The organism is Rhodococcus sp. H-CA8f, assembly GCF_002501585.1.
GTDB classification, from domain to species: domain Bacteria; phylum Actinomycetota; class Actinomycetes; order Mycobacteriales; family Mycobacteriaceae; genus Rhodococcus_F; species Rhodococcus_F erythropolis.
This window is the reverse complement of the sequence record NZ_CP023720.1, coordinates 5,941,077-5,967,038: the sequence shown is the minus strand read 5'-3', so window position 1 is coordinate 5,967,038 and position 25,962 is coordinate 5,941,077. Positions and strand designations below refer to the sequence as shown.

Below are 25,962 nucleotides of genomic sequence, written 5' to 3'. Positions count from 1 at the left end.
TTGTGCTGAATAGTTAGCGGCAGGAACATTGTCGAGTGACCACTCTGACCTCCGCGACCGCGCAGACACCGACACCCACCCGAACTCCTCGGGGGCGCATCGACCCTCGATTGCTCGTCGTCGGAGGCGCAGCCGCGATCTCGATCAGTTCGCTCCTCATCAAGCTGGCCGATGTCGGGCCCTCGACGGCCGTCTTCTTCCGTTGCTTCCTGGCCTTGCCGCCGCTGTTGTGGTTGGCGTGGCGAGAGTTCCGCCGGGTGGGCAAGCCGAGCCGGCGGGCAGTCGTTCTGCAGGTGCTCGGCGGTCTGTTGCTCGGACTGGATTTTGCGTTGTGGTCGCAGTCGATTCTGATGATCGGCGCGGGTATGGCGAGCGTCGTCGTGAACGTGCAGGTGATCGTGGTGCCCGCACTGTCCTGGTTGGTGTTCGGCAATCGGGTGCCGATGCGCTTCGTCTTCGCCCTACCGTTCATGTTCACGGGAATCGCCTTGGCGGGCGGCGTGTTCGGGGGCGGGGGAACCGGCGACGAACTGCTGTGGGGAACGGCGCTCTCGCTCGTCTCCGGAATCGCGTACGGCGGTTACATCTTCGTGGTCGGCCGTACGGGCGAGGCGGATCGGGCCGCGAGCCAGGTGTTGATCTCGACGACGTCCGCGGGCATCGCCGGCTCCGTCATCGGATCACTGTGGGGCCGGATCGATTTCGTCCCGGGTTGGGAAGCGTTCGGCTGGCTCGCGGCACTGGCGCTGGTCGGCCAGGTGTTCGGCTGGATGCTGATGGGGCACTCGCTCCCTCGGCTGCCCGCCGAGGTGGGCGCGACGCTCCTGCTCATGCAACCGGTGCTCGCCGTGCTGCTGGCGGTTGTGCTGCTCGGCGAACGGCCGGGCGTTGGGCAACTACTCGGGTGCGTCGTCGTTGTCGGAGCGGTCTCGGCCGTCTCCATACGTCGCACCCGAGCAGTCACCCGAGTAGGTAGCGCAGGCTAGTGCACTCGCATCTCGCCGGGCATCCACATGCCCGAGCGGGTTGCGGTGCCCGTCTCCACCTCTGCCGGAACAGCATTCGGGAAGTACCGGTCGTAGCGCTCGAGTGATCCCCAGTCTCGTGCCCAGTCGTCCTTCAGGTACGTCGGAACCGTCGTAGCACCGGCGAGGACCTCGGTGAATCCGAGCGGTCCACCGTTGTCTGCGGACTGCCAGGTATCGGTGGAGCTGACGGCCAGGGGACGGTCCGGGAGGATGCGGAAGTTCGGCATCTCGGCCACACCGTTCTGATGTGTGAACGGACGTTGGCACGGGAACTGAAGGCCGACAGCCCAGTCCAGGAGGACCGGCTGCTCGCTGCCGATGTACGAGTCCAGGGACTCGAGCTTGGGCACGCGCGGCGGCGTGAACGCCATCCACTGATCGCCCGTGAGGTTGGGATCGAACGCGACCACCCGAACGGCGTCGGCGTCCGGCGCGAGTTCGTCGATCGGGATACGGACGTTGCGCCACGACGGCGCCGGGCCGATGTCTCGCGGCATGTACGAACCCTGAACCTGCACTGTTCCGTCGGGCTGAGTCTTGCCGTACTCGACCAGAAGCGACTGGCCGTACGTGATCGCACCGGTGTTGTCGACGGACCACACGCGGCCCGCTACGGACATGACCACCAGCGGTGATTCTTCACTGCGAGTGGGCAATCCGTACCAACTCGAGATGAGGGAAGCAGGTTCCTGCACGCCGGGCTGGTAGCTGCCCATGACTGGCGTCTTCGACGGATCGAGGCCGAAGGGGAGCTTGGCCGTGCTGCCGTTGACGCCGAGGTTACCGGTGCCGCCGCTGGTTCCGGCGCCGGAACCGGTGGCGAAGGTGGGGCCGACACTCTGGCTGTCGGTATTACCCATGCCCTGCTTGACTTCGATGTAATCCGCAGTCAGATCGCTGGGGACCCCATTGGGGGAGAAGCCCTTCGAATCGACTCCGGACAACGGATCCTCGGCGTTGAATCCGGGAGCGGGCAGAGGCCGCAGATTCCCGGAATTGACGTCGGTCTCGACCAGAACGTCCTCGGCCATGCCGCAGGTCTTGCCCGCGAGTGCCTCGATGTTGCTTCGGCCCAGCGAGTACGCCGGGTACTGCGACACAGCGCCCTTGAGTAGTGAGAGCACCTCGAACAGGACCATCAGACCGGCAATCACGGTGAGCGGAGCGGCCGCGAACTTGCGAATTCGTCTGCCCTTGGCCGTGTTCGGTTTCTCGGGCGGGGCAGCAAATCCCTCACGCAGGTACTGCCAGGCGGCAAAGGCCAAGGCGAGAGCAAAGAGCGCGAGGAACAGTGTGTTGGATTCACGGCCGTCGTAGGAGATGGTCTTGTCGAACCACGGAACGCCGTAACTCGAGACGTACCAGTAGCCGTTGATGCCGGCGAACGTCAACGCGAGCATCAGGAGCAGTCCGGCCACGAACACCGATCGGTTACGACGCGAGCGCAGGGCAGACGCGGACACAGCCACGGCGGTCAGCGCGGCGAGAGAACCGGCGATGCCCGCGTACGCACCGAAGTGGTGAGTCCACTTGGTGGGGTTGAACATCATCAGGAACATCGTGCCGAAGACGACGCCGACCAGGCGCCACGACGGACCGGTTGCCGCGCCGGGGACGCGGCCGCGGCGCAACAACACGAAGAGCGTCGTGAAGAGGCACAGGATCATCGTCAAGAACGCGAAGCGTCGGGCAACCGAGCCGTCGACCGTCTGGACGAAGAGGTAGTAGTAGCGCAGGAAGTCCTGGTACCACTCGAGATTGGGCCCGATGATCGTTCGGACGCGCGTGGCTTCCATGACGCCGGCAAAGGTCTGGTCGGCGAAGATGACCACCAGCACGATGGTTCCGGCAGCGGCGATCGGAGCGAGAAGCGGCAGGGTGCCGACCAGTCGGTGACGCTTGACGACGATGCGCACCAACGGGCGCACACCGGCGAGAAGGGCTGCGATACACATCAATCCGGTGGGTGCGGCGGCAAGAGTGAAGGCGCCGATCAAGATTGCCGTGGCCGCGGGCAGCAGACGTCCGGTGGCGATGGCGCGCTCGATGGAGCACCAGGTGAGCAGTGCGCCGAGAGCCACGATGGGCTCGGGGCGAAGACCGTTGTTGTACGCCAGCCAGAAGGACAGGAATACCAGACCGCCGGTCCAGAGGGCGACGTTGCTCCGGCGAACCGCCCGGCCGAGACGCGGGACGACCTCGCGGCTGATGACCATCCAGCACAGGATTCCGGCGAGCAGAGCGGGCAGACGCATGAACGGGCTCGCGGTCGAGATCTTCGCCATCACGGCCAGCACTTCGTAATACCAACCGAACGGGGCCTCGGGAACGCCGAACCAACGGAAGTAGTTGGCCATGTATCCCGCGTCCGGTGAGACTCGAGCCATGGTGAGGAGGTAGCCGTCGTCGGCGGTGTTCGCGCCGATGAAGTGCCACACGACGAGCGTGCCGACCACCACTCCGTCGATACCGGAGAACTTCCACCAGCGTGCGGGCAGGAAGCGTCGGTGCTTGCGGCCGTCGGTGCCGTCGAGGCGAGCCAGGGCGACCAGCGCGACGATGGTCGAGAGGACGGCCACGATCATCGCGACCAGCTTCAAGACGCTCGGGCTCGACGAGAAACGTGAGTCGATCGTCATCGAGAAGCCGAGGCCCTCGGGGGCAGCGCCGTCGGGCAGGTCGCTGAAGACGCCGACCACCTGCGGGCGGAAGTCACCGTCGAGTTGGCCACGAATCGGGTTGCCGTCGGGATAGGTCAGTCCGACGAACTCTGCCGTGGTTCGGTTGACGTCAGAGCTGAACGCGATGGCGCCACAGCGACTGGACTCGACGTCCTCGCGTGCCGCCGAAGCGACGACGACGTTGCGATCGAGCACGTCGACGCTGGTAGCGGACACGCGGACGAACATCGACGAGAGCGCGGCGCCGTCGCCCTGAGCAGGTGCCGTCGACAGCAGGATGCCGCCGCCCTCCGGCAACGAGCTGACCGCGGTACAGGGGATCGATGCGTTGACGTCGATGGGAACCTGCGCCATCAGCGGTGCCTCGACGTCGCCGATCACGCCGTTCTGCGGCCAGTTGACCGAAGCCGTCGTCTGCACGACAGGAAGCAGCGGAGTCGCCAGTGCGAGCACGAAGCCGAGCAAGCCGGCGATGATCGCGACCCATCGCGTGCGATGGAAACGCTCGCGGGCATCCTGACCAGCAGGAGGCGGCGAACTCGAAGTCTGAGGTGAAGCTGTCACGGCGTCGGGCACGGCTACCGATGGTATGTCAGGGCTGAGCGTGGACCTACCGTGCCTGGGTGGTTGGTAGGTCCACGCGTAACAGTTACGACTGGTAACGAATCGGGCCCGGTGTCCAGGTGCCCGATCGGGTCTCGGTGGTGACGTTCATTTGCGCGGGAACCGCGTCCGAATCGAGCGGTGTGTACTGCTCGAGCGAACCCCAGTCACGATCCCAGTCGTTGTCCAGGTAGGTCGGCAATGCCCTGGCCGAGAGCAGTTCGGTAGTCCAGCCGAGCGGTCCGCCGCCGTAGTGGTCCTGCCAGGCGTTGGTGGACTCCGCGCCGATGCGGTCGGGCAGGATGCGCCAGTCGGGGATCTCGGCGACGCCGTACAGGTGATCCACCGGACGTTGGCACGGGAAGGCCAGACCGACAGCCCAGTCCATCAGCACGGGATCGGTGGATCCGACGACGTCCTGCAGCGTGCGCATGGTCGGCACTCGTGGCGGTGTGACCGCCAGCCACTGGTCGGCGCTGATGTCGGTGTCACTGGCCACCAGACGCACGGTGTCGGCGTCGGCGGGCAGCTGATCCATCGGAACGCGCAGGTTGCGCCACGACGGCGACGGGCCGATGTCGATCGGATCGACACGTCCCAGTGCGTCGACGCTCCCGTCGGCCTGCTTCTTGCCGTACTCGACCTGCAGCACTGCGCCGGGGGTGACGATGCCGTCGGAGTTGACGTAGCGGATGCGTCCGGCGGCCGCGACGGTCAGGAGCGGTGCGGCGTCGTTGCGCTCGGGGAGTGAATACCAACCGGTGGTCAGTGACGCGTTCTGAGGTGCTCCGTAACTACCGAGCACCGGGGTTTTTGCGGGGTCGAGCCCGAACGGGAGCGCGACGTTGCTGCCGTTGACGCCGGCCGTCGACTGCGAGCCACCGGCGGTGCCGGATCCGGTTCCCGGCGTGGTGGTGCCGGACTGAGATGTTGTCGTGTCGAGGCTGTTTGCACTGCCTGCTGTCGAGTCCTCGGCGTCGGCCGTGAGGTCGCCTGCAACCCCGTCCGGCGAGAACCCGGTTGATTCGCTCGCACCGAATGCACCTGCGCCGGCGAGATCGGTGGGCCGATCCGTCAATTGCAGAACGCCGGCGTTCGGATCGGACTCGACGAGTACCTCACCCGCGAGACCGCAGCTTCCGCCGAAGACGGATTCGATGTTGGACTTGCCGATCGAATACGCGGGGTACTGCGCGACCGCGCCCTTGAGCAGGGACAGCACCTCGAACAGCACGACCGCTCCGGCCGCGATGGTCAACGGTGACGGGGCGAGAAGGCGGAGTCGCCTGGTCTTCTTGACGCTGTCCTCTGTGCCGTTTCGCCGGCGCGGCTCCATGACGTGGTACCACGCGGCCAGCAGCAGCGCGAGAATCGTGAGGCCGAGGAAGGCCGTCGAGAATCCCTTGCCGGCGATTGACGGCGGCTTGTCCCACCACGGGACGCCGTAACTCGAGACGTACCACCAGCCGTTGGAGCTCGTGAACGCCACAGCGAGGATGAACAGGATGCCCGCGGCGAACAGCGCGCGGTTTCGTTTGGAACGCATGCTCGACGCACTCACACCGACGGCGGCAAGGACGGCCACCGTGGCGGCCAGACCGGCGTACACACCGAAGTGGTGAGTCCACTTGGTGGGGGTGAACTGCATCAGGAGCAGCGACGCGAACACGATGCCGAGGATTCGGCGCGAGGGCCCGATAGCGGTGCCGGGGATCCGGCCCTTGCGCAGGATCATCATGACGCAGAAGACGAGTCCGACGATCATGACGAACATGCCGAAGCGGCGTGCGAGTGAGCCGTCGGGGGAGATGGTCATCAGTGCGTCCCAACGCAACCGTTCCTCGAACCACGGAACGTTCGGCCCGACGGCCGTTCGCACTCTGGTCGATTCGAGAACTGTCGCGAGGGTTTGATCTGCGAAGACCGCGACGAGCACCACGGTTCCGGCGGCGAGAATCGGCATGATCTGGGACAGGAAGCCGACGCGCTTGCCGCGGGCGATCAGGATCTGCAGGATCGGCCTGGCTCCGGCGATCAGCGCGCCGATGGCGATCAGCCCGGAAGGCCCGGCGGCCAGCGAGAATGCGGCGATCAGCACGGCCATCGCGGCGGGCAACAGACGTCCGGTGGCGATGGCGCGTTCGATGGAGCACCACGTGAGCAGGGCGCCGAGGGCGATGATGGGCTCGGGACGCAGGCCGTTGTTGTACGGCAACCAGAAGGCCAGGAACACGAGCCCGCCCGTCCAGATGGCAACCTTGTTGCGGCGCACCGCAACACCGAGTCGCGGTATCACCTCGCGGCTGATGACCATCCAGCACAGAATGCCGGCGATCAACGCGGGCAGGCGCATCCACATGCTCGCGGTGCTGACCTTCGCGAACAGCGCCAGCACGTCGTAGTACCAACCGAACGGCGCTTCGGGGACTCCGAACCAGCGGAAGTAATTGGCCATGTACCCGGAGTGCTCCGAGACTCGGGCCATGCCGAGCAGGTAACCGTCGTCGGAAGTGTTGGCGCCGAACACATGCCACAGCGCCAGCGTGCCGATAACCAGGGCGTCGATGCCGGTGAACTTCCACCATCGCGCCGGCAGGAACCGCCGCGCACGACGGCCGTCGACGCCGTCGATCCGGTGCAGTGCGTACAGCGAGACGATGGTCGAGAGTGCCGCCACGATCATCGCGAACAGTTTGAGAAGTGTGGGGCTGGACGAGAACCGCGAGTCGACGTCCATGTGGGCGGACAGTCCGGCGGGCGCTGCGCCCTGCAGGTCGGTGAAGATGCCGACAACCTGTGGGCGGTAGTCACCGGTCAGGGTGGTGCCGACGCCGTCGATACCGATGACCGCCGCGACGGTCTGCTCGGAGTTGGTCGTGATGGTGATCGCCGTGCACCCGCTCAGTTGATCGAGCGGGGTCGAGATCAATACCGAATCGCGGGTGAGTGCTTCGAGGCGGTCGGCAGTGGTGCGGACGGTGAGGCCGCGGGCGTTTCGGTCCGGCGCCCCGTTCGGCATGGTCGAGAGCAGTGTGCCGCCGCTGCCGCCCAACTGGCCGAGAGTGGAACACGGGATGGTGATGTCGAGCGATGTGGGCGAGTAGGAGATCAGCGGCGACGAAACGCTGTTGACGGTCCCACCCTGCGGCCAGTCGATGCTCGCGGCTTCCTGCTTGACGGGCAGGAAGGGCGTAGCGAGTGCAAGAAGCAGGCCAAGAAGGCCGGTGACTATCGCGATGAGTCGTGCCGTCCGGACTCTCTGGGAATCCGATTCTCGGGGAGCTTCGGGGCCAGTGGGCACGGGTTTCGGGGGCACTACTACTTCAGACGGCACAAGGAACGATGTTAGGCGAGTGCGGGCCCGCACATCCTGAGAGAACTACTCAGGATGCAACTTCCTGTTCGGATTGTGGTGTTTCAAGTGTTCGGGCGATGGTGTCGAGTGAAATACCCAACACTTCCGCGACCGCGCTGATGGTGAAGAAGGCGGGTGTCGCGATGCGGCCGGTTTCGATCTTGCGCAGAGTTTCGACCGAGATGCCGGCGTCGAGCGCTACCTGAACCATGCTTCGGTCCCCCCGCGCCGATCGCAGGAGTTCACCCAGTCGTAGTCCTCGTTCGAGTTCTTCCGCCGTCAGCGGCACGCGCACCATGTGCTTATAGTAATACCGGTATAGTTATTCGACAAGGAAGGTGTTCGAAATGGTCGAAATCAAGACCGCAGGGGAAATCGACGCGATGGCGGCGGCTGGGAGAATCACGGCGCAGGCTCTGGCTGCGGCGCGTGAGGCGGCAAGCGTCGGGGTGACGTTGCTCGAATTGGACGCCGTTGCCGCGGAGGTTATTTCGGCGGCCGGCGCCTCGGCGCTGTTCTTGAACTACCGGCCGGCAACGGCATCGACGCCGTTCCCAGGCGCCATCTGTGCGAGTGTGAACGATGCTGTGGTGCACGGTATCCCGAATGAGTACCGGCTTCGCGACGGTGACCTGGTCAGCATCGACTGCGGCGCGAGACTCGACGGCTGGTGCGGCGACTCCGCCATCAGCTTCACTGTCGGGCGGGGGAGTAGTGAGGATCAGGCACTGATCGACGCGACCGATGAGGCACTTGCCCGTGGCATTGCCGCTGCCCAGCCCGGAAACCGATTGGGCGACATCGGTGCCGCGATCGGACAGTACGCGCGTGGCCGCGGGTACGGCATGCTGGCCGATCACGGTGGGCACGGCATCGGCCGCGAGATGCACGAAGGCCCGGACGTGCCCAACGAAGGTCGAGCAGGCAAAGGCTTCCGGCTGCGTCCCGGCCTGGTCATCGCCATCGAACCGATGCTCATCGCCGACGGAACCGACGACTACCGGCACGACGCCGACGGGTGGACCCTTCGCACCGTTTCGGGCGCCCGGGCTGCGCACAGTGAGCACACGGTCGCGATCACCGAAGACGGTCCGGTGATCATGACCCGCTGATCAACCCGCTCAGCTCTGGTTGGAGGTCTTGCCGCTCACGAGGTCTCGTACGTCCCACACCCACACGTCGTCGACGCGCTTGGCGTCGAAGCCGACCAGCTCGTCGACCGTGTGGCGCAGGGCGTCGTCGCCGGAGAATCGGGGAAGCACCAGTACGTCGGCGTGCCAGTACCGCAGGTCGGTCAGTGCGTTCGCTCTGGTGCCCACGTCGATCAACGGGACCTTGCCGGTTTGTTTGGCATTGACCAGCAGGGTCGAGGTGGGCCGGGACTCGGCGCCGTAGATTCCGGCGCGGGTCTTCGAATCCGGGCCGACGAAGTACCCGCCGGCGATGGGGAAGCCGAAGTCGGCGTCGACCTGCCAGCTCAGTGCGCGGGCGTCTTCGGCGCTCGCGACGGGAACCGTCACCAGGGTGCCGTCGCTGACGTAGTTCTCCCACGAGCCGCTGGTGATGAATTCGGGCGTCGCAGATCGCTGATCGGCGTCGATGGGGGTCGGGATCAGGGGAATCATCGCGACGGCGAGAGCCACCAGCCAGACACCGGCTGCCGTGCGGCGCGGTCCACGAAGTTCGACAAAAGCGCGGTAGGTGCCGAGGGTGAGCAGCAGCCCGATCGCCGGAATCGCGCCCATCGCGAATCGGGATTCGAGCACCGATTCGAACAACGGCAGGTCGGCGAGGAGTTTCCACGGCAGAGTGATGCCGGTCTTGTCACCGTCGATGGTCAGTTCGGAACCGAGCGAGAGCACACCCATGACCACGATCACGGCGGCGGCAGCGCGGGTCAGACGGATGCGCCACAGCCACACCGTTGCACCGAGAAGCAGGAGCACCAGCGGCCATCCGAAGTACGCGTTCTCCTCGGTCGGGTTCATTCGGAACTCCGCGCCCTCGGGGTCGCCCGCAACCGATTCGGTCGGGAACGTGGTGAGTGCAGCGGTGTCGTTGCCTGCCTGACCGTGTGAGACGCCGTCGTAGCTCGCTGGGCCGAAGAACTGCGACCACAGCGGCACCGCAGTGATCAGGAGTGTGACCGCGCCGCCGATCACGAGGCCGGGCATCGCGCGCTTGATCGCCTGGCGCGACTTGGCCAGGCCGGGCAGTGCATAGGCGGCGCCGAACACCATGGCTGACATCGTGAAGATGAGGAGCGGTTCTTCACCGAGGAAGATCTGCCAGGCGACGAGTAGGCCGAGGACGACACCGTCGCGAACCGGACGCTTGCCGTTCGAAATGCGCACTACCTGCAAGAATATGAACGGAAGTACGAAGAACGCGACGAAGTTCGGGTGGCCGTTGGCATGCGAGATCATGGCGGGCGCGAATCCGCAGAACCCCGCTCCGACGGCGGCGGCGACCTTGGAGCGGACGGAGACTCCGGTCAGTACGTGCCGCGAGAATGCCCAGTACCAAGCGATGGCGGTGCCGCCGAGGCCGGCGGTCAGCCCGATCGCATACGTGGCGGTCGGTCCGAAGATCAGCGTGATCGGGGCCAACGGGATACTGATGCCGAACATCGCGGTATTGGCCATCAGGTTCACGCCGAGTGGATAATTCTGCAGGTCACTGAACAGTGGGCTGCGGAACTGGGCGAGGGCGTGAGCGGTATCGGCGAAGAACCATTCCCACATGGCCTGGTCGCGGCCCGCGTTGAACAGATAGCCGGACTGCAGATCGCTCCACAGGTTGGACATCACGTAGATCGCCGCGACGGTGAACGTCGCCATGATCGCGAGGTCGACCAGACGACCGCGCTGGACGACCGAGCGCCGCACTGCTGAACGGACTCGCCCTGGACGTGCTTCTTCGAGCAGTTGGACGTCGGGCAAGGTCTCGGTCATGCAGTCGGTGCCTTTCGGTTCTGGCGCCCATCCCTGAAGTGGCGATCTCAGAAGTTCGGGGTGGCCTACTTAGGTCTCGATTCGATAACTTCCACTGTCAGAGTAACGAACAAAACGGTTCGCGTCCGCGAGCGGGCGCAGTCAGCGGGACAAACCGGTCCGCCCGACTTGTCCGGAAAGTAATGTTTTCGTGCACCGTTTGACGGGTTCGTGACCGGGGTATCGCAACAAGGATCTTGCTCGCGTTTGTTCAGGCAGCCCCGACGAATCCCATCCTCGACGAAGAGTTGGAACCTACGTCCGGGGCCTATACCGGATGGGATGGTGCTTGTGCATGTCGAAGACAGCAGTTCGTAGTAGCGCAGTAGGAGCAGTGGCCTTGTTGGCCGTTGTCCTGGGGGGTGGGACGGCGTCGGCAGGCGTTGACAACACCAGTTCGATCACCGACGTCAAAGGGAATCGGATAGAAGTCTTCCAGGCTGATACCGCTATCCACGTCTTTCCGCCTCTCGACAGCTCACCGCTGAGTGTCGAGTTCTTCCACGACGGGGTTGCCGGCGTGAAGATCGACGGGCCGGACGCGGCAAGCTTCACCGGAACGAAGCTGACGATCGGTTATCAGATCGGTTACCCGATCGCGCTGACCGGCGCGACGGTCGTTCTCAACAGTCCTGGTCTCGACTGGGCAGTCGAGAGTGGAACGAACCTCGGGATCGGTCTGGTTCCGGATTTCGAACTGGGCCTGGATATTTCCAATGGGTTCGTCATCGGTGGTGACATCATTCCGTCGCAGGAACTGGACGTCGACCTGGCGCCGGGCGGTATCACCGACGTCGCGCTGCTCGAAGATCAGGAGTTCGACGGTCCCGAAGCCGCTGTCCGTCTGTCCGGAGTTCACGGTTATGTACAGGGAGCAATCGGTCCGGTGACCATCAGGCCGTACGCGAAGGCTGTCACGTCGAATGGCGATACCGTCGTCACTTACGGTGTGCCGCAACGGTTGTAGTGCAGTACCGGCGCTCCCGCCCTCACGCTGCAACAGCGTGGTGGTGGGAGCGTTCCGAGTTGTGAGTTGTCGAATCGGTGCCACGAATAGGCTCGGCGTCCGCCCAATGGGCACTGCGGGAAACACTGACGAGTTTCGCGACCAGCCGTGCCGCGATCCACACGAGGTACACGGCGGTGATCAGAAGCAGAAGCGCCCAGTCGTGCGCGAAAAATCCGACTATCCCGCCGATCGTGAACGCGAGGGCGACGAAGACGACGCGTCCTCCCACGTCGGTCTCGACCAGATACTCCGGCTCGATCGGATCGTCGAAGTCGTTCGATTCATCGGCGTCTCCAGCCGATTCGGCTCTGGACTTCTCGTGGTGTTCGGTCGGGATCTCGAGTAGCTCACCCCATTCGAGCACCGCAACGGTGTGTGCGGTGTCGGTCGGGATCGCGCGGTAGTCGCGGGACTCGGAAACGTCGATGAGTGCCCTTGCCAGAGTGAGTACTTCGATGCGATTGCGAATCGCGACGCTCAACACTTCGTGGAAGGCCTGCTCGCGCCCGAACGGTTTGCCGCGCGCAATGACCAGAACATGTTCTGCGGAATCGAGAACTGCACGATGCGGTACAAGCTCGCGGCTTTGCGTAACGAGTTCGCTCACTGTCATCACCTACCCCGCCGGTGGTTGATGCGGCCGTTTGCTCGACTGCGCTTGGAGGGGCTGAGTACCCCGGCAGTTTCGGAAACAAACTCGCCGGACAGCGTGTCAGATTTGCGCAGCCGGGGCCGAGAGTGCTCCGAGGCAACTTTCGATCAGGTCGGCAACAATCACGTGAGCACGTTCTCGGCTGTCGACGCGACCCTCCCACGTGGCAAAAGTGACGACGGCGAGCACGGTCAGAGTTGCCGCCCGAAGTTCGGCGATCTCTGCCGGCAACGAGGACGCAGTGACTATCCGCCGCTGAACTTCGCGGAAACTCTCGGCCTGCATGTGATCACGGATGGTCGACGACATGGCGGGGTCGAAGATCGACTGCACCAGGAACCGTGCGTACAACGTGCCCTCGCGGTAGATGGTCTGTTCCGCCAACGGCAGGACGAGAGCCTCGACGAGGGCACGCATCGTCGGTGGATTCGCGTCGAGATCGATCGTGTCGAGCAACTCGCGTCGACGCTCACCGGCAGGTCGCATTCTGGACTCGACGACGGCCGCCAGCAAACCTTCACGTGAACCGAAGTGATACTGCGCAGCCGATTTGTTGGCCTGTCCGGCTTCGGTCTGAACATCACGAAGCGTCAGAGCGGCCAGACCTCGTTCGGCAACCAGACGCTCGGCTGCATCGATCATTGCCGCTCGGGCATCGGTTCGGGTCACGGTATGAAGTTAGGGGTGCGTCGGGGTCGCGTCAACGACCCCGACGGTAAGCCTTTTGTGACGTATCTCCTGGTTAGATCGCGTCAGAGCGGGTAACGACCACAAACGGGCCCTGCTCGGTGACTGTGAAACGAGGATCGTCGAACAGTTCCTTGGGGAACGTGACCGTGTAGCGGCGGACGTTCGGGTCGTTGGGGTAGACATCCTCGGCCAACCGCAGTGTGTACCCGTCGGCGCCCTGGCGGAAGACGAAGGCGTCGGGACTGCGCCACGGCGACGCGTCCAGCGCAGCTATCAGTTCGTCAGGGGTCTTCAGTTCCGACCACTGCTCGATCAGTGCGGCGCGGGCACGGAAATCGGCGAGGGGGTTTGCGTAGTGCGACGTCAGACCTTGGAAACCGAAGTACGGGTAGAAGCTCAGGAAGCCGATGTCGGCGGTGAGTACCACCGTGTCATGGGGTTCACGTCCCAACTGTTCGCGGATGATCCGGTCGATGTCCGCGTAATTGGCTTCGGCCCCTGGAGGTCGCTTGTCCCCGCGCTCGCCGTTGCCGTCGGTATCGCTGTATGCCACAGCGATATCCGGCGCCAGCACCTGCGGGATGTTCTGCGCGAAGGCGATGGCTCCGATGACACCGAGTGCAACCAGTACCGCTTTGACGCGGGGATTTTCGCTGGTGGCCAGGACGATCCAACCGGCGAACTCGAAGAATCCGAACACGCCGGCGGCCGCAAGGAGTCCGATCAGGACCGGCTCCAGTCGGAAGCCGAGGAGCGTACTGCCGGCGACGGTGAACGTCATGGACAGCAGTGCCCACAGATACACGGCAATGACACCGATACCGAGTGCCCGGGCGCGGCGGGAGAAGAGGAAACGAGAAATCAGCCAGACCGTGCCGAGTAGGCACAGTCCGCCGACGAGGGTGAAGCTCAGCATCGGGAAGGGCAGTACCGCACCGGAATCGGGGAGGTAGTGCATTGCCGTGCCGGATTCTGCAGTGGCACCCGAGAGTGCCTTCAACAGGTAGGGCGCCCAGACCGTCAGAGCGACCAGTCCGGAGATCACGGCGATGACAGCGAGCCTGACGAGGGGGCCCAGCGCGGCTTTCCATGTGTTCTGGGCGCGGGCGGCAAGTACTGCGGCAACGACGGCCATCAGAGTCACGGCGAATGCGGCGAATCCGAGGTACAGCGTGTAGACGGTTGCGGCGAAACCGAGGAACAGGCCCGTCCCGAGAATTGCGCCGGCTCCGGCAAATCGAGAGGCACCCGGGCGATCGAGAGCCCCCCACGCCAGGATCAGCACCGGCGGGATCAGGAGGTTGATGACGGCGCCGTACGCCTCGGGGGAGTTGTACGCCAACACGACGGCAGTGACGGCCAACGCTGCAACGACGGCCCAATCGCGTCGAATCAGCTTGGTCCACAACACGAGTGCAACGACGGCGACGACGGCCAGCGAGCCGATCGCGTAGGGCTTGAAGGCTTCCCAACCGTCCATGCCCAGCAGGTTCGCGACGCGTCCACCGATCCAGAACCAGCCGGCCGGGTAGAACGGCGGCAGATCCACGTACGTCATGTCCTGCAGCGCAGCCGAATCCGTCAGCCGGGTCAGGTACTCGGTCCGGAACTGCTGATCGACCGAGACGCCGTGCAGATACAGACTCGTCGCGGCCAGGGGAAGTCCGAGCGTCGTGGTGACGAAACCGGAGAGCCCGGCCCACGAGAGGAGTTTTGCGACCCGCTCGGCCTTGCGGGCGCGGAACATCAGAACCGCAACACCGACCACTGCGATGCAGAGCACCTGCAGCACCGTCGTGACGGCCTGCGTGACGTTGGAAGACGTGAACGCCGGCCACTGCACTCGGCCGAAAGCAAAGAGCCCGACAGCGGCTACAACAGCGGCGACCAGCGCTCCGAGGACCATTTCCACCACCGTCGCCGCGGCATTACGCCACGGCGACGGGGTCGAAAGGTCTGTACTCGGAGCAGTTGTTGTTTCTGGCACGGGAGGAGCTTAAACCGGCAACTTCCGGAAGATCGGGCGCGGCACGTGGCGCAGACCCATCATGACGAAACGCCACGGGCCGGGAGTCCAGACGATTTCCTTGCCCTTGTCCGAGGCGGCAACAGCGAGCTTCGCGACGATGTCCTTGTTGACCGTCAGCGGAGCTTCCTTGACGTGGGCACTGAACTGCGTGCGCACCATGCCGGGGCGAACGACGGTGACCTGCGGTCCGAATTCCGCGAGAGCCTCGCCGAGTCCGAGGTAGAAACCGTCGAGGCCTGCCTTGGTGGAGCCGTAGACGAAGTTGGCACGCTTGACGCGCTCGCCGGCAACCGACGACATCGCGATGATCTTGCCGAAGCCCTGAGCCTTCATCTTCTCGCCGAGAAGAACACCGACCGAGACGGACGCTGTGTAGTTCACGTTTGCGACCAGAACCGCCTTGCGCTGGTTCTGCCACAGCTCTTCGGAGTCACCGTCCAATGCGAAGGCGACGATCGCGACGTCGACGTCCCCGTTCGAGAACGCCTGGTCGATCACCTTCGGGTGCGATTCGAAATCAACGGCGTCGAAGTCGATGAGCTCCACCGAGGTGGCACCCTTCGCTTCGAGCTGCTTGACCGCAGCTTCGCGTCCCGGATCGCCGGGAAGTGCCGCAAGAATGACGCGGAGCGGCGCCTTCTTCAGGTATTCCTCACAGATGGCGAGGCCGATCTCGGAGGTTCCACCGAGAAGCAAAACGGTTTGCGGGTTACCTACAGCGTTGATCACAGTTCCAGCCTTCTGGACATATCGGAGGCGAAAACGCCTGTGGGGTCGTACTTGCGGCGCGTCGCGATCCACTCGTCGATGCGCGGGTACATGGCGTGGAAGGTTTCCGCGGACGTCCGCGAATCCTTGGCCGTGTACAGGCGCCCACCGAATTCGAGGACACGCTTGTCGAGTTCGGTGACGAACTCGTTCAGGCCCGGCTTGATGCGGAAGTCGACGCAGATGTTCCAGCCCGGGATCGGGAAGCTCAGCGGCGCCTGGTTGCCCTCGCCGAACAGCTTGAACACGTTGAGGAACGAGTAGTGCCCGCTGCGCTGGATGTCGACGATGATCTTCTTGAATTCGTCGACGGCCTCCGGCGGAACCACGAACTGGTACTGCAGGAATCCGTTGGATCCGTACGCCCGGTTCCACTCACCGAACATGTCGAGCGGGTGGTAGAACTGCGTCAGATTTTGGACCTTGCCGCGGTACTTGCCGGACTTGCGGAACCAGACCTCACCGATCGCGGTGAAGTTGAACTTGTTGGCCAGCCCGTTGGGGAAGACGTCGGGGAACGTCAGCAACTGCGGCGCATCGAAGGCGAGCGGGTTCTTCTGCAGCTTGGCCGGAAGCTGGTCGAGCTTCGCCAGAGATCCGCGCGAGACTGCCGCACGGCCGAGCTTCGGGGGCGCGGAAATCGCGTCGAACCAGGCGCTCGAGTACTCGTAGTTGGCCTCGCTGCCGTCGCTGTGCAGCGCGATGGTCTCGTCGAGGCTGTTGGTGACGTCGCCGTCGGCGATGAAGTACGCCGTCTCGGTCGGTGTCATCTTGATGGTTGCCCGCAAGATGATGCCCGTCAGGCCCATGCCGCCGATCGTGGCCCAGAACAGTGCGGCCTTCGGGTCGTTACGCCCGCCCTTGGGGGTGAGCGTGCGAACCTTGCCGTCGGCCGTCAGTAGATCCAACGACACGACGTGGTTGCCGAAGCTACCTGCGCTGTGGTGGTTCTTGCCGTGGATGTCCGAGCCGATGGCGCCGCCGATCGTGACCTGGCGAGTACCCGGCAGGACCGGAACCCACAGGCCGAACGGCAGAGCAGCCTTCATCAGCTGATCCAGATTCACACCGGCGTCGACGTCCACCAGGGCGGTGTCGCGATCGATGCGATGAATGCGGCTGAGTGCATTCATGTCGATGACCAGCCCACCGGCATTCTGCGCCGGGTCGCCGTACGAGCGGCCGAGGCCGCGCGCGATGACACCGCGTCGCAGATGCGATGGCTTGGAATCGTTCTGTTCCGCAACCTGGGCGACCGCGTTGGCGATCACTTCCACGTCGGGGGTGGACAGCACCTGTGCGGTGGTGGCGGCGGTGCGTCCCCAACCGGTGAGGGTGCGGGCTTGGGTGTGGAGAGCCGGCTGCGGCGTCTCTTCTGCTGTCGTGGACATCAAGGTAGAGGTTACCTGGGAGTAGTGCCGACGGCTCCGACTCGAGTGGTTACTCTCGTCGTCGTGCCCGAAACACCTGCAAGTCACCAGCACGAACCCCACGTCCCGCTGCCCGTCGAGATTCCTGTCACGACGGACATCGCCGACGACGCGTTGGACCTGAAAACGCAGATCGTCCGGTTCGTCGCGACGGGTGGGCTGTCGGCGGTCGTGGACTACGGGCTGTACGCATTCCTGTTCAAGGTCGTCGGCCTCGATCTGAGCGTGGCCAAGTCGATCAGCTTTATCGCCGGCACTACGACGGCGTATCTGATCAACCGGCGGTGGACGTTCAAGGCCGAGCCTTCTCGCGCCCGCTTCATCGCTGTTGTCATGCTGTACGCGGTCACTTTTGCGGTTCAGGTCGGGCTCAACGCGCTGATGGTGCATGTGCTCGCCGACGAGTGGTGGCGCATGCCGCTGGCCTTCGTCATCGCGCAGGGCACCGCGACGGTTATCAACTTCATCGTTCAGCGGGCAGTGATCTTCAAGATCAAGTAACGGTTCGGGGTGGATTAGCGCATTCGTCCGGTTTCTCGAGAGAGAATCGACCCCATGATCATCGTTCTCGATTCTTCGGCCCTGACCAGGGGTGCACGGTTCGACGCCGCCATCGCCGACGCTCGCGCACTCGGACACCGCGTCGTCGTGCCGCGATTGGTCGTTCTCGAAGTTGCGAGTCGCTATCGCGAGGAATCGGCGGAGATGATCGCGGCCCTGAGCGTCCAGGCGCGCATGTACGACCGACTGGGATTGCGGCGCGACCTCACCAGATTCGTCGACGCAGCTCACGACAAGGCCGACGGCTATGTCGACGACGTGATCGAAGACCTCGTGGCGATCGGCGTCGAAGTGGTCGATCCAGTCGACGTGTCGCATCTCGAGGTGGCCGAGAGGGCGATCTCGCTGCGTCGGCCCTATACCGACAAGAAGAAGCGAGACGGCTACCCGGCGACGCTGAACTGGCTGACCGTGCTCGATCTCGCCGACCGCAACCCGGAGGTCGACGTCATCTGGGTCAGTTCCGACGCACGGGCATACGGCGAAGGCGAAGACGGGGTCTGGCACGCGGATCTCGCGCGTGAACTGGCATCGCGCGGCCTCGAGTATCGGGTCCGCTGGGCGTCGGACATCCCGGTGATCGACGGACCGGTGCAGGTGGAGCAGGTGACTGAGGTCGCTGAGGTCGCGCCCGAGGCCCCGGTTGCTCAGGGCTTCGTGGAGCCGGAAGCGGTCGTTCCAACAGAGATTCCCGAACCCGAGGTTCCGGCGGCGCCCGTCGTTCCGGAGGCACCGGCATCACCTCCCGCGCCCAAGCCCGTACAGCGTGCAGCGCGGACGAGAGTTGCGCCGCAGCGCATCGAGCCCGCCCCGAAAGCTCAGTCCGGTGGACTGCGTGGTCTGGGCAAGGTCATCGGCGGGCGGAAACGAAAGGTCACGATCGTCGACGATCTCGACGAAGTCGACCTCTTCGGTGCCTGATCGCTTCTAATCTGGACAGATGTCTCTGTTGCCGACAGTCAGTCGTAGGACCGGAACTCGATACGGCAGGCCGAGTATCGAATCGCAGGTCCTCTACAACGCGTGTCGATGGATGCTTCGGCCCGTGGTCGGGATCGCGCCGCTGACGCCTGGCGCAATGCGCCGCGCCGCAGTTCTGGACTCGGCCGCGGGTGTACGCATTCCGTCCGGGATCGATCGGGAAGCGATGCGTTTTCCAGATTTCGACGGCGAACTCGTGCGCACGGCAGGATCGACGGCTGATCTGCGCGAGGGTGTAGTTCTCTACCTGCACGGCGGCGGGTTCATGTGCTGCGGGCTCAACACGCATCGGCCGGTCGTTGCCAGCATCGCCAAGCGAACCGGCCTTCCGGTCCTGCACATCGCGTATCGGCAGTTGCCGAGCACGAGCATCAGCGGGTCCGTCGACGACTGTCTGGATGCGTACCGGTGGCTCCTCGAACAGGGAGCCTTGCCGGAAAAGGTTGTCTTCGTTGGTGATTCGGCCGGAGGTTTCCTGGTCTTCGCGACGGCGCTTGCAGCAGTTTCCGTGGGGCTCGAGGTTCCGGCCGGTCTTGTCGGCCTCTCACCGCTCCTCGATCTCGATTGCACCACCAAATCGGTCCATGCCAACGCTCGACGCGACGTGATCGCCCCGGTGTCGGCATTGATAGCGATCGGAAAGCTTGGCGGACAGACGAACTCGCCCGTCGACGGCGATCTTGCAGCTTTGCCGCCGTCGTTGCTGATCGCCGCCGAATCCGAGGTTCTCAGAGTTGATTCGGAGGTGATGGCGCAGCGGCTCGCCGCCGCGGGGGTGCCGTGCTCGCTGCAGATCTGGAACGGTCAGGTTCACGCGTTTCCCGCCGTGTGGCCTGGCTTGCCGGAGAGCCGGGCTGCGTTACGCGACGTTGCCAGGTTCATTCGCACCAGGCTCGATGCGGTCCCACCCCAGGCCGCGGGCGAAAGTTGTTCGGGAAGTTGAACTTCCGTTCCACCTATGGATTATCGTGTGCTCGGGCATAGATCGATTCGAGTTCGGTTACCGCTGAACGTCGATCGACGTTGTCGGGATCGAGGCGGTGTTGGAGGTTGATTCCGAGAGTGCCGGCCAGAAGGGTGACGGCAACCAACTCCGGATTGGCGACCGGTGTGTCGATCGAACGCAGGTAGTCCGCGTACAGCGTTCGCATTGCGACGTACTGCTCTGCGTAGGTCTCGCGGATGGTGGACCCGGGAATCACGGCTTCGATCAGGATGGTCGAGAAAATTCGTGCCTCGGGGTACGACATCAACACGAAGTTGGCTTCGATCAATGCTTCGATTCCGGTCGCCGAGGATGATGCCAACTCTGCGCGCAACTTCTCCATGCCCCACCGGAATGCGTCTTCGACGACGGCTCGTAGAAGCCCGTCTTTCGATCCGAAGTGCCAGGCCACAGACCCTCGGCTGATGCCGGATCTTTCCGCCACGGCTTGTACGGACATGGCGGCCGACCCGCCTTCCGCAGCCAGTTCGGCCGCGGCCTTCACCAGTCGCCGTCTGGTTTCCTCGGAAATCTCCTGCTTGCGTGTCGACGCCATTCGGTGTTCCTGCCTTCTTTCGTTCTCGAGTGCAGCCAATTCCGGCACGCGGTGACGTCGACGTGCCCGTCGGGGCCGAGACCTGCGCACCGGCACTCATGCTACGAGGCCGGTCATCGGACGGCCGTATTCCTCTCGCGACACCCTCTTGCCTATGTTGATCGTCCAGTTCTATGCTGAGCGTCCAATAACTTAACGGAAATGGGCGGACATGGAACTCATCGATCTGACTAGAACTCTCGATCCGGCCGATCGGGAACTGCTCCCCGAGGGTTTGAAGGCACTGGCTTCCGTCGTTGCCCCCTCGGTGGCCTACTCGCACCCCGCAGGTGCCGGACGCGACGAGTTCGCGGCAGCACTGCAGTGCGGAGTTCATGATCTTCCGGACGGTGAGGGGTGGGGATCGGAGATGTTGAGTGAGTTCAACAGCCATCTGGGCACACACGTCGACGCGCCGTTGCACTACGGATCAACCTCAGAGGGTAAGCCTTCTCGCACGATCACAGACATCGCGTTGGATGAATTATTCTGCGAGACAGTGGTGCTCGACCTGCGCGGCCGGTGCGAGGCGAATCAGCCGATCTCGGTGGACGCGCTGAAAGCTGCCCTGGCGGAAAACGGTGCGTCCGTTTCCCAGGGTGGTGCCGTGTTGCTCCGTACCGGACAAGAGAGCTTCACCTTGGCCGATCCAGGGTTCTTTCAGTATCCAGGGATGAGTCGCGAAGGCACGCTGTTTCTCGCCGAGCAAGGCGCGAAGGTGCTGGGCACCGACGCTGCCGGCTGGGACTTGAGCTTTGCAGTCATGGCGCAGAAATTTCGTGACACCGGCGACAACTCGGTTCTCTGGGACGGGCACCGGGCCGGACGCGAACGTGAAGTATTCATCGTTCAGCAGTTGTCGAACCTCGCCGCGCTTCCGCCCTCGGGATTTCACGTGGCGTTCTTCCCGATCAAGCTTGCGCGAGCCAGCGCTGCCCCGGCTCGTGTGGTCGCGTTCGTCTGAGCAGAATTCCCGCCTCAACTAACGAACAATTCAGTGAAAGGTATTGATTCACAGTGAAACTTGCGACCGTCGAATACGAAAAGACCCAGCAGACGGCTCTGGTGACGGGCAGCGGCGAGCAACTGTTGTTACTCGAGCGAGCTCATCATGATGTGACGGGAAAACCGGCTCCAGAACTGGAAACCATGCAAACCATCATCGAAGGTGGTCCGGCGGCACGGGAGATCCTGGATCGGCTTGCAGACGAGCAGCCGGCAAGTGCAATCGTCGACGCGGGTGATGTGCGCTGGATGTCGCCGCTTCCTCAGCCGGTCCAGATCCGAGACTTCGGCTGCTTCATGGATCACTTCCGCAACGCTCGCGCCCGAATTCAAGGGGTCGCACTCGAGGACGTCGAACTGCCGAAGATCCAGTTGGAGCGCCCGCTGTATTACATAGCGAACCGATTGGCGGTGACCGGACACGAATCTGACGTCGTGTGGCCCGAGTACTCGAGCCTGCGCGATTACGAACTCGAATTCGCCTGTGTGCTGGGGCGCGGTGGAACCGACATCTCACGCGCGGATGCCTCTGCGCATATCTTCGGTTACACCATCTTCAACGATTTCAGCGCCCGCGATACTCAGCTCGAGGAGATCTCCACCGGACTCGGTCTCAGTAAGAGCAAGGACTTTTCGAACGCGAATGTCCTCGGCCCCTGGATCGTGACGGCCGACGAAGTCGGTGACCCCTACCAACTCGAGATGACCGCGAGAATCAACGGAGACGAGGTGAGCCGAGGAACCAGCGCCGACATGGACCATCGTTTCGAGGACGTGATTTCGTTCGCCTCGACTTCCACGCGGCTGTACCCGGGTGAAGTCTTCTGTTCCGGCACCGTGCCGAGTGGATGCGGCTTGGAACACGGGCGGTTCCTCGAACCGGGAGACGTAGTCGAACTCGAGGTCGCCGGCCTCGGTGTATTGAGGAATCGAGTGGTGGCGTGAGCGGCGAAGTCATGGTTCTCGGTGTCGGCGCGACTCCCTTCGGGCGGCACGCGGATACCTCGGCCTCGGAATTGGCGGGGCGTGCGGCGATCGATGCCGTCGAAGACGCGGGCCTGACCCGCGGTGACGTCGGTGCAGTCTTCTACGCGACCGTCAGTCAGAAGGCGATCGACCGGCAGCACATGATCCCAGGCCAGATTGCCTTGAGGCCTTACGGTTTCGGTGGAGTCCCGGTCGTCAATGTCGAAAATGCCTGCGCCGGCGGGGCAACGGCACTCTGGCTGGCGATCGCCCACGTTCGCGCCGGTCTGTCCGAGGTCGCATTGGCGGTCGGGGTGGACAAGCTGGTGTGCTCGGATCCGGCTCGAAGTCTGGAGGTGTTCGACGGTGCGCTCGACGTTGCGCATCGCGACGATACGCTCGCCGGCCTTGCTTCGCTGTCCGCTCCGGTGCCGGGTGAACTCGGATCGCAGGGTGAGCGTTCGGTGTTCATGGAGATCTACGCTTCTCTTGCCCGGGCGCACATGGAGAGATTCGGAACGACCGAGTTCGAACTCGCGTCCGTAGCAGCCAAAAATCATGCGCATTCCGTGCACAATCCGCGGTCGCACTTTCGCAAACCCTTCACTGTCGACGAGGTGCTTGCCGCGAGGCGAGTCGCGTGGCCTCTGACCGTTCCGATGTGCTCGCCCGTCAGTGACGGTGCAGCGGCGGTCGTTGTGACCACTGCAGACTTTGCGCGAAGGCACGATTCCTCTCGGCGGGCGGCGCGGGTACTCGGTTGCAGCTTGGTGTCAGGCACGGATCGGGCCGCAGATGACGTGGAGAGTCACATCGGTCGCCGAGCGGCAATGAGCGCATACGAGGAAGCCGGAGTCGGGCCAGGCGATGTGGATGTGGCAGAGGTCCACGACGCCACGGCCTTCGGTGAAGTACAGCAGGTCGAGAATTTGGGGTTCTGCCCGATCGGTGAGGGCGGCGCATGGTCGGCGTCCGGTGCGAGTTCATTGGGAGGCGTGCGTCCGGTCAATCCGTCAGGTGGGCTCGAATCCCGTGGTCATCCGGTCTCGGCAACGGGACTAGCGCAGGTCTTCGAACTTGTCACGCAGTTGCGTGGACAAGCAGCGCGGCGACAGGTTCCCGGGGCTCGAATCGCGGTCGCAGAGAACGGCGGAGGTCTCTACGGCATCGAGGAAGCCGTCGCCGCGGTCACGATCTTGGGAGGGCCACGATGAACGCGGACATGATGAACGATGAACCGACGGCGCCAGGCTTGCACGAGCAAGCGGGATATGCGGATCTGATTCTGTCGGCGCTGCGACGCCGACCAGACCACATCGCGTTTCGATTCACGGATCGGAACGGTGATCGGGCCGAGCTGACGTATCGGCAGACCGCTGAACAGATAGAGCGGATTGCAGGTGTCCTCAGTAGCCTCGCTCTGCCGGACGGAGGCGGGGTAGCCCTGCTTGCGGGTCCGTGTCCTGAAGCATTCACGGTCATGGCCGCGGCGTGTCTGGCAGGCGTGCGCTACACGGCCCTCCATCCGCTCGCGACCGAAGAGAACGACAGGATGGTGCTGAAAGACAGTGGTACCGATCTCCTGTTGGTTGCCGACGGACAGTTCCAGGCGCGCGCCGAAGCGGCGCAGACTCGAGTGATGTCACTGTCAGCCCTCGAATCAGCGTGTGAATTGGCTACGGCGGGAACAGGTTCAGGCTTCGGCGGTCAGGGTCGAGCTTTGTATCTCTTCTACACCGGTGGAACTACCGGTGAGCCGAAGGGCGTCATGCTCAGGGACCGATCTTTGGTCGCCAATGCCTGGGCCTGCACCACGTGGGAGTGGCCGGCTGATACCACCATGCTGCTCACCACGCCGATGTCTCATGCTGCCGGTCTGCTCGTCGCACCCGGTCTGCAGCGAGGTGCAAGCTTCGAGTTGCACAGGTCGTTCGACCCGGACAGGGTTGTCGACGCAATCGAAAATGACGGAGTCACAGCTACATTCGTCGTTCCTACGATGCTCTACGCCTTGCTCGACCATCCACGTCTGTCGAATGCGAATCTGTCCGGGCTGAACTGGATGCTTTACGGTGCTGCACCCATCGACCCCACCAGGCTCGCGCAGGCAGGGGCGGTGTTCGGGCCGATCCTGAGCCAGCACTACGGTCAGGCCGAAGCCCCGAATGCGTTGACGGTGCTCGATACACGTGAGCACACGGACGATCCCGCAGTTCTGGAGAGTTGTGGGCGCGCAATGCCAGGTGTCGAAGTGGTGTTGTTCGACGAGCAGGGAAACGAGACCGCGACGGGCGTACCCGGCGAGCTTTGTGTGCGAGGTCCGCTCGTGATGGACGGCTATTGGAACAAACCTGAACACACCGCTGCAGCGCTCGCGAATGGGTGGTTGCACACCGGCGACGTTGCTCGGATCGACGAAACTGGGCTCATCTCGATCGTCGACCGCATCAAGGACACGATCATCAGCGGTGGATTCAACGTCTACCCGCGCGAAGTCGAGGACTCACTCGGACGTCATCCCGCAGTGGCCGCCTGTGCAGTATTCGGTGTCCCCGATCCTCAATGGGGAGAAGCGGTTACCGCGGCAGTCGTACTGAAGACGGGATGGTCGGTCACGCCCGAGCAACTCATCGCACACGTGAGATCACACAAGGGCCCGATCTGGGCGCCCAAGGAGATTTCAATTCTGGAAGCGTTGCCGCTCACTGCCTTGGGGAAGGTCGACAAGAAGGCACTCCGAGGCGCTTCACAGACCTAGAGACGCGACAACTGCACGTGCGAGGGCGTCGGCAGATCCGGGGGCGAAGGGCAGAAAGAGTTCGGGCTCGATCAATTCCACTTCCATGAGCAGTGGTTGATCCACCGGCCCCACGACGTCCACACGCGCATAAAGCAATTCGCCGGGACCGCAGGGGGCTGCGGCCAGCGCCGCGTCGGCCACCGCGAGTTCGGCGGTGGACGGTTCGTGGACGTGGTTGGTTCCGCCGTGGAACTCCTGCACACGGAAGTCGTTGGTGGCCGGGATCTTCCGGACGGCATGGGAGTAGCGCCCACCGAGGTGGATGATCGAGCGCTCACCGTCGACGACGTCCGAGATGAAGGGCTGAACCAATGCGTCGTTACCGCCGTCGAGGATCGAGCTGAGGTGAGTGCGGGCCTGCGCGGACCCCGCGGCAAACTTTCCCACTCCGACAGCGCCGGCTGACACCGCAGGCTTGACGATGACGTCGGCACTCTCGAACGAAGGGAGGGTGAGTGTTTCGCTCCTTCCGGGGGTGATCACCGCAGTGGGGACGATGGGGACGCCGGCCGCGGCAAGTTCGGTCAGGTATCCCTTGTGGGCGTTCCACTTCACGATCGAGAGCGGATTGGCGATCGGGGCGGTCAGCTGAGCGAGAACGGCAAGAAATTCGTCGAGGCGCTGGGTGTAGTCCCAGGTCGAACGGATCAGAACCAGGTCGGCGTCGATGTCGTGGAGGGACGGACTCGACCACGGCGCCATTGTCGACGCAATGCCGTAGGTGGTGAGAGCTTCCATGACGAGTTTGCTTTCGACATCCGCCTCGCGGGCGGCGCCGTCACAGGTGAGCAGGAGAACCGTGGTCATGCCACGATGCTTTCACGGCTGGCG

Annotated in this window: 21 protein-coding genes; 10 read left to right on the top strand and 11 right to left on the bottom strand. The window is 63.8% G+C overall.

Annotation, left to right across the window (positions count from 1 at the left end):
* Positions 1–35: 35 nt before the first annotated feature.
* Positions 36–986: a DMT family transporter gene (locus CPI83_RS27775; RefSeq protein ID WP_097388036.1), complete on the top strand. Its 951-nt coding sequence runs from the start codon at positions 36–38 to the stop codon at positions 984–986.
* Here CPI83_RS27775 and CPI83_RS27770 read toward each other — a convergent pair.
* The 3 genes from CPI83_RS27770 to CPI83_RS27760 all read right to left on the bottom strand — a co-directional run bounded on the left by CPI83_RS27770 (position 983) and on the right by CPI83_RS27760 (position 7,965).
* Complete coding sequence (locus CPI83_RS27770) at positions 983–4,285, bottom strand: arabinosyltransferase domain-containing protein (RefSeq protein WP_097388035.1); 3,303 nt, start codon at positions 4,283–4,285, stop codon at positions 983–985. The two genes, CPI83_RS27775 and CPI83_RS27770, sit on opposite strands and share 4 nt — an antisense overlap.
* A 73-nt stretch (positions 4,286–4,358) precedes the next feature.
* Complete coding sequence (locus CPI83_RS27765) at positions 4,359–7,613, bottom strand: arabinosyltransferase domain-containing protein (protein ID WP_097388034.1); 3,255 nt, start codon at positions 7,611–7,613, stop codon at positions 4,359–4,361.
* An 82-nt stretch (positions 7,614–7,695) separates the two neighbouring features.
* Positions 7,696–7,965 (bottom strand): helix-turn-helix transcriptional regulator, encoded by a 270-nt coding sequence (locus CPI83_RS27760; RefSeq protein ID WP_003943854.1) that lies wholly within the window; start codon positions 7,963–7,965, stop codon positions 7,696–7,698.
* A gap of 49 nt (positions 7,966–8,014) precedes the next feature.
* On the opposite strand from CPI83_RS27760, the gene map reads away from it, so the two are divergent.
* On the top strand, positions 8,015–8,779 hold the full coding sequence (gene map, locus CPI83_RS27755) for a type I methionyl aminopeptidase (RefSeq protein ID WP_030535815.1): 765 nt from the start codon (positions 8,015–8,017) through the stop codon (positions 8,777–8,779).
* A gap of 9 nt (positions 8,780–8,788) precedes the next feature.
* Here the strand turns inward: map and CPI83_RS27750 are convergent, their stop codons facing one another.
* Positions 8,789–10,621, bottom strand: a complete 1,833-nt coding sequence (locus CPI83_RS27750; protein ID WP_042921226.1) for a hypothetical protein — start codon at positions 10,619–10,621, stop codon at positions 8,789–8,791.
* A gap of 316 nt (positions 10,622–10,937) precedes the next feature.
* Between CPI83_RS27750 and CPI83_RS27745 the strand changes: the two genes are divergently transcribed.
* The gene (locus CPI83_RS27745) at positions 10,938–11,627 is read left to right on the top strand and encodes an MspA family porin (protein WP_037126068.1); all 690 of its coding nucleotides are present in this window, start codon (positions 10,938–10,940) and stop codon (positions 11,625–11,627) included.
* Between the two features lie 22 nt (positions 11,628–11,649).
* Here CPI83_RS27745 and CPI83_RS27740 read toward each other — a convergent pair whose 3' ends face one another.
* The 5 genes from CPI83_RS27740 to CPI83_RS27720 all read right to left on the bottom strand — a co-directional run bounded on the left by CPI83_RS27740 (position 11,650) and on the right by CPI83_RS27720 (position 17,199).
* Complete coding sequence (locus CPI83_RS27740) at positions 11,650–12,282, bottom strand: hypothetical protein (RefSeq protein ID WP_198586327.1); 633 nt, start codon at positions 12,280–12,282, stop codon at positions 11,650–11,652.
* 99 nt (positions 12,283–12,381) lie between these two features.
* Positions 12,382–12,990, bottom strand: coding sequence for a TetR/AcrR family transcriptional regulator (locus CPI83_RS27735; protein ID WP_024487671.1), 609 nt, complete (start codon positions 12,988–12,990; stop codon positions 12,382–12,384).
* A 73-nt stretch (positions 12,991–13,063) separates the two neighbouring features.
* Positions 13,064–14,917: a galactan 5-O-arabinofuranosyltransferase gene (locus tag CPI83_RS27730; protein WP_097388265.1), complete on the bottom strand. Its 1,854-nt coding sequence runs from the start codon at positions 14,915–14,917 to the stop codon at positions 13,064–13,066.
* Between the two features lie 90 nt (positions 14,918–15,007).
* Positions 15,008–15,769: a decaprenylphospho-beta-D-erythro-pentofuranosid-2-ulose 2-reductase gene (locus CPI83_RS27725; RefSeq protein ID WP_019746424.1), complete on the bottom strand. Its 762-nt coding sequence runs from the start codon at positions 15,767–15,769 to the stop codon at positions 15,008–15,010.
* Positions 15,766–17,199 carry an FAD-binding oxidoreductase gene (locus CPI83_RS27720; RefSeq protein ID WP_003943934.1) on the bottom strand — a complete coding sequence of 478 codons (1,434 nt, stop codon included), beginning with the start codon at positions 17,197–17,199 and terminating at the stop codon, positions 15,766–15,768. Before CPI83_RS27720 ends, CPI83_RS27725 begins: the two co-directional genes overlap by 4 nt.
* 63 nt (positions 17,200–17,262) lie before the next feature.
* Between CPI83_RS27720 and CPI83_RS27715 the strand changes: the two genes are divergently transcribed.
* Genes CPI83_RS27715 through CPI83_RS27705 form a run of 3 tightly spaced genes read left to right on the top strand, consistent with a single transcriptional unit; the run spans position 17,263 to position 19,723 of the window.
* A complete protein-coding gene (locus CPI83_RS27715; RefSeq protein ID WP_097388264.1) occupies positions 17,263–17,739 on the top strand; it encodes a GtrA family protein in 477 nt (158 codons plus the stop codon).
* 54 nt (positions 17,740–17,793) lie between these two features.
* Entirely contained in the window at positions 17,794–18,720 is a 927-nt protein-coding gene (locus CPI83_RS27710) for a PIN domain-containing protein (protein WP_097388033.1), read from the top strand.
* A gap of 19 nt (positions 18,721–18,739) precedes the next feature.
* Positions 18,740–19,723, top strand: coding sequence for an alpha/beta hydrolase (locus CPI83_RS27705; RefSeq protein WP_097388032.1), 984 nt, complete (start codon positions 18,740–18,742; stop codon positions 19,721–19,723).
* 13 nt (positions 19,724–19,736) lie between these two features.
* Here the strand turns inward: CPI83_RS27705 and CPI83_RS27700 are convergent, their stop codons facing one another.
* Entirely contained in the window at positions 19,737–20,321 is a 585-nt protein-coding gene (locus CPI83_RS27700; protein WP_139047399.1) for a TetR/AcrR family transcriptional regulator, read from the bottom strand.
* Between the two features lie 211 nt (positions 20,322–20,532).
* On the opposite strand from CPI83_RS27700, the gene CPI83_RS27695 reads away from it, so the two are divergent.
* From CPI83_RS27695 to CPI83_RS27680, 4 genes are read left to right on the top strand one after another with little or no spacing between them, the layout of a single operon-like run.
* A complete protein-coding gene (locus CPI83_RS27695) occupies positions 20,533–21,324 on the top strand; it encodes a cyclase family protein (protein ID WP_097388031.1) in 792 nt (263 codons plus the stop codon).
* A gap of 53 nt (positions 21,325–21,377) precedes the next feature.
* Positions 21,378–22,310 carry a fumarylacetoacetate hydrolase family protein gene (locus CPI83_RS27690; RefSeq protein WP_097388030.1) on the top strand — a complete coding sequence of 311 codons (933 nt, stop codon included), beginning with the start codon at positions 21,378–21,380 and terminating at the stop codon, positions 22,308–22,310.
* Positions 22,307–23,545, top strand: coding sequence for a thiolase family protein (locus CPI83_RS27685; RefSeq protein WP_097388029.1), 1,239 nt, complete (start codon positions 22,307–22,309; stop codon positions 23,543–23,545). The genes CPI83_RS27690 and CPI83_RS27685 overlap by 4 nt, the downstream gene beginning before the upstream one ends.
* Positions 23,546–23,553: 8 nt before the next feature.
* Positions 23,554–25,089 (top strand): AMP-binding protein, encoded by a 1,536-nt coding sequence (locus tag CPI83_RS27680; protein ID WP_232816818.1) that lies wholly within the window; start codon positions 23,554–23,556, stop codon positions 25,087–25,089.
* On the opposite strand, the gene CPI83_RS27675 is transcribed toward CPI83_RS27680, so the two are convergent.
* On the bottom strand, positions 25,078–25,938 hold the full coding sequence (locus tag CPI83_RS27675) for a hypothetical protein (protein WP_097388027.1): 861 nt from the start codon (positions 25,936–25,938) through the stop codon (positions 25,078–25,080). The genes CPI83_RS27680 and CPI83_RS27675 overlap by 12 nt on opposite strands.
* Positions 25,939–25,962 lie beyond the last annotated feature (24 nt).

Coding starts and splice junctions, on each gene's coding strand:
- CPI83_RS27700 (WP_139047399.1), bottom strand. CDS start 20,321: ATGGCGTCGACACGCAAGCAGGAGATTTCCGAGGAAACCAGACGGCGA.
- CPI83_RS27740 (WP_198586327.1), bottom strand. CDS start 12,282: ATGACAGTGAGCGAACTCGTTACGCAAAGCCGCGAGCTTGTACCGCAT.
- CPI83_RS27680 (WP_232816818.1), top strand. CDS start 23,554: ATGATGAACGATGAACCGACGGCGCCAGGCTTGCACGAGCAAGCGGGA.
- CPI83_RS27730 (WP_097388265.1), bottom strand. CDS start 14,917: ATGGTCCTCGGAGCGCTGGTCGCCGCTGTTGTAGCCGCTGTCGGGCTC.
- CPI83_RS27675 (WP_097388027.1), bottom strand. CDS start 25,938: ATGACCACGGTTCTCCTGCTCACCTGTGACGGCGCCGCCCGCGAGGCG.
- CPI83_RS27720 (WP_003943934.1), bottom strand. CDS start 17,199: ATGTCCACGACAGCAGAAGAGACGCCGCAGCCGGCTCTCCACACCCAA.
- CPI83_RS27695 (WP_097388031.1), top strand. CDS start 20,533: ATGGAACTCATCGATCTGACTAGAACTCTCGATCCGGCCGATCGGGAA.
- map (WP_030535815.1), top strand. CDS start 8,015: ATGGTCGAAATCAAGACCGCAGGGGAAATCGACGCGATGGCGGCGGCT.
- CPI83_RS27745 (WP_037126068.1), top strand. CDS start 10,938: ATGGGATGGTGCTTGTGCATGTCGAAGACAGCAGTTCGTAGTAGCGCA.
- CPI83_RS27705 (WP_097388032.1), top strand. CDS start 18,740: ATGTCTCTGTTGCCGACAGTCAGTCGTAGGACCGGAACTCGATACGGC.
- CPI83_RS27760 (WP_003943854.1), bottom strand. CDS start 7,965: ATGGTGCGCGTGCCGCTGACGGCGGAAGAACTCGAACGAGGACTACGA.
- CPI83_RS27750 (WP_042921226.1), bottom strand. CDS start 10,621: ATGACCGAGACCTTGCCCGACGTCCAACTGCTCGAAGAAGCACGTCCA.
- CPI83_RS27710 (WP_097388033.1), top strand. CDS start 17,794: ATGATCATCGTTCTCGATTCTTCGGCCCTGACCAGGGGTGCACGGTTC.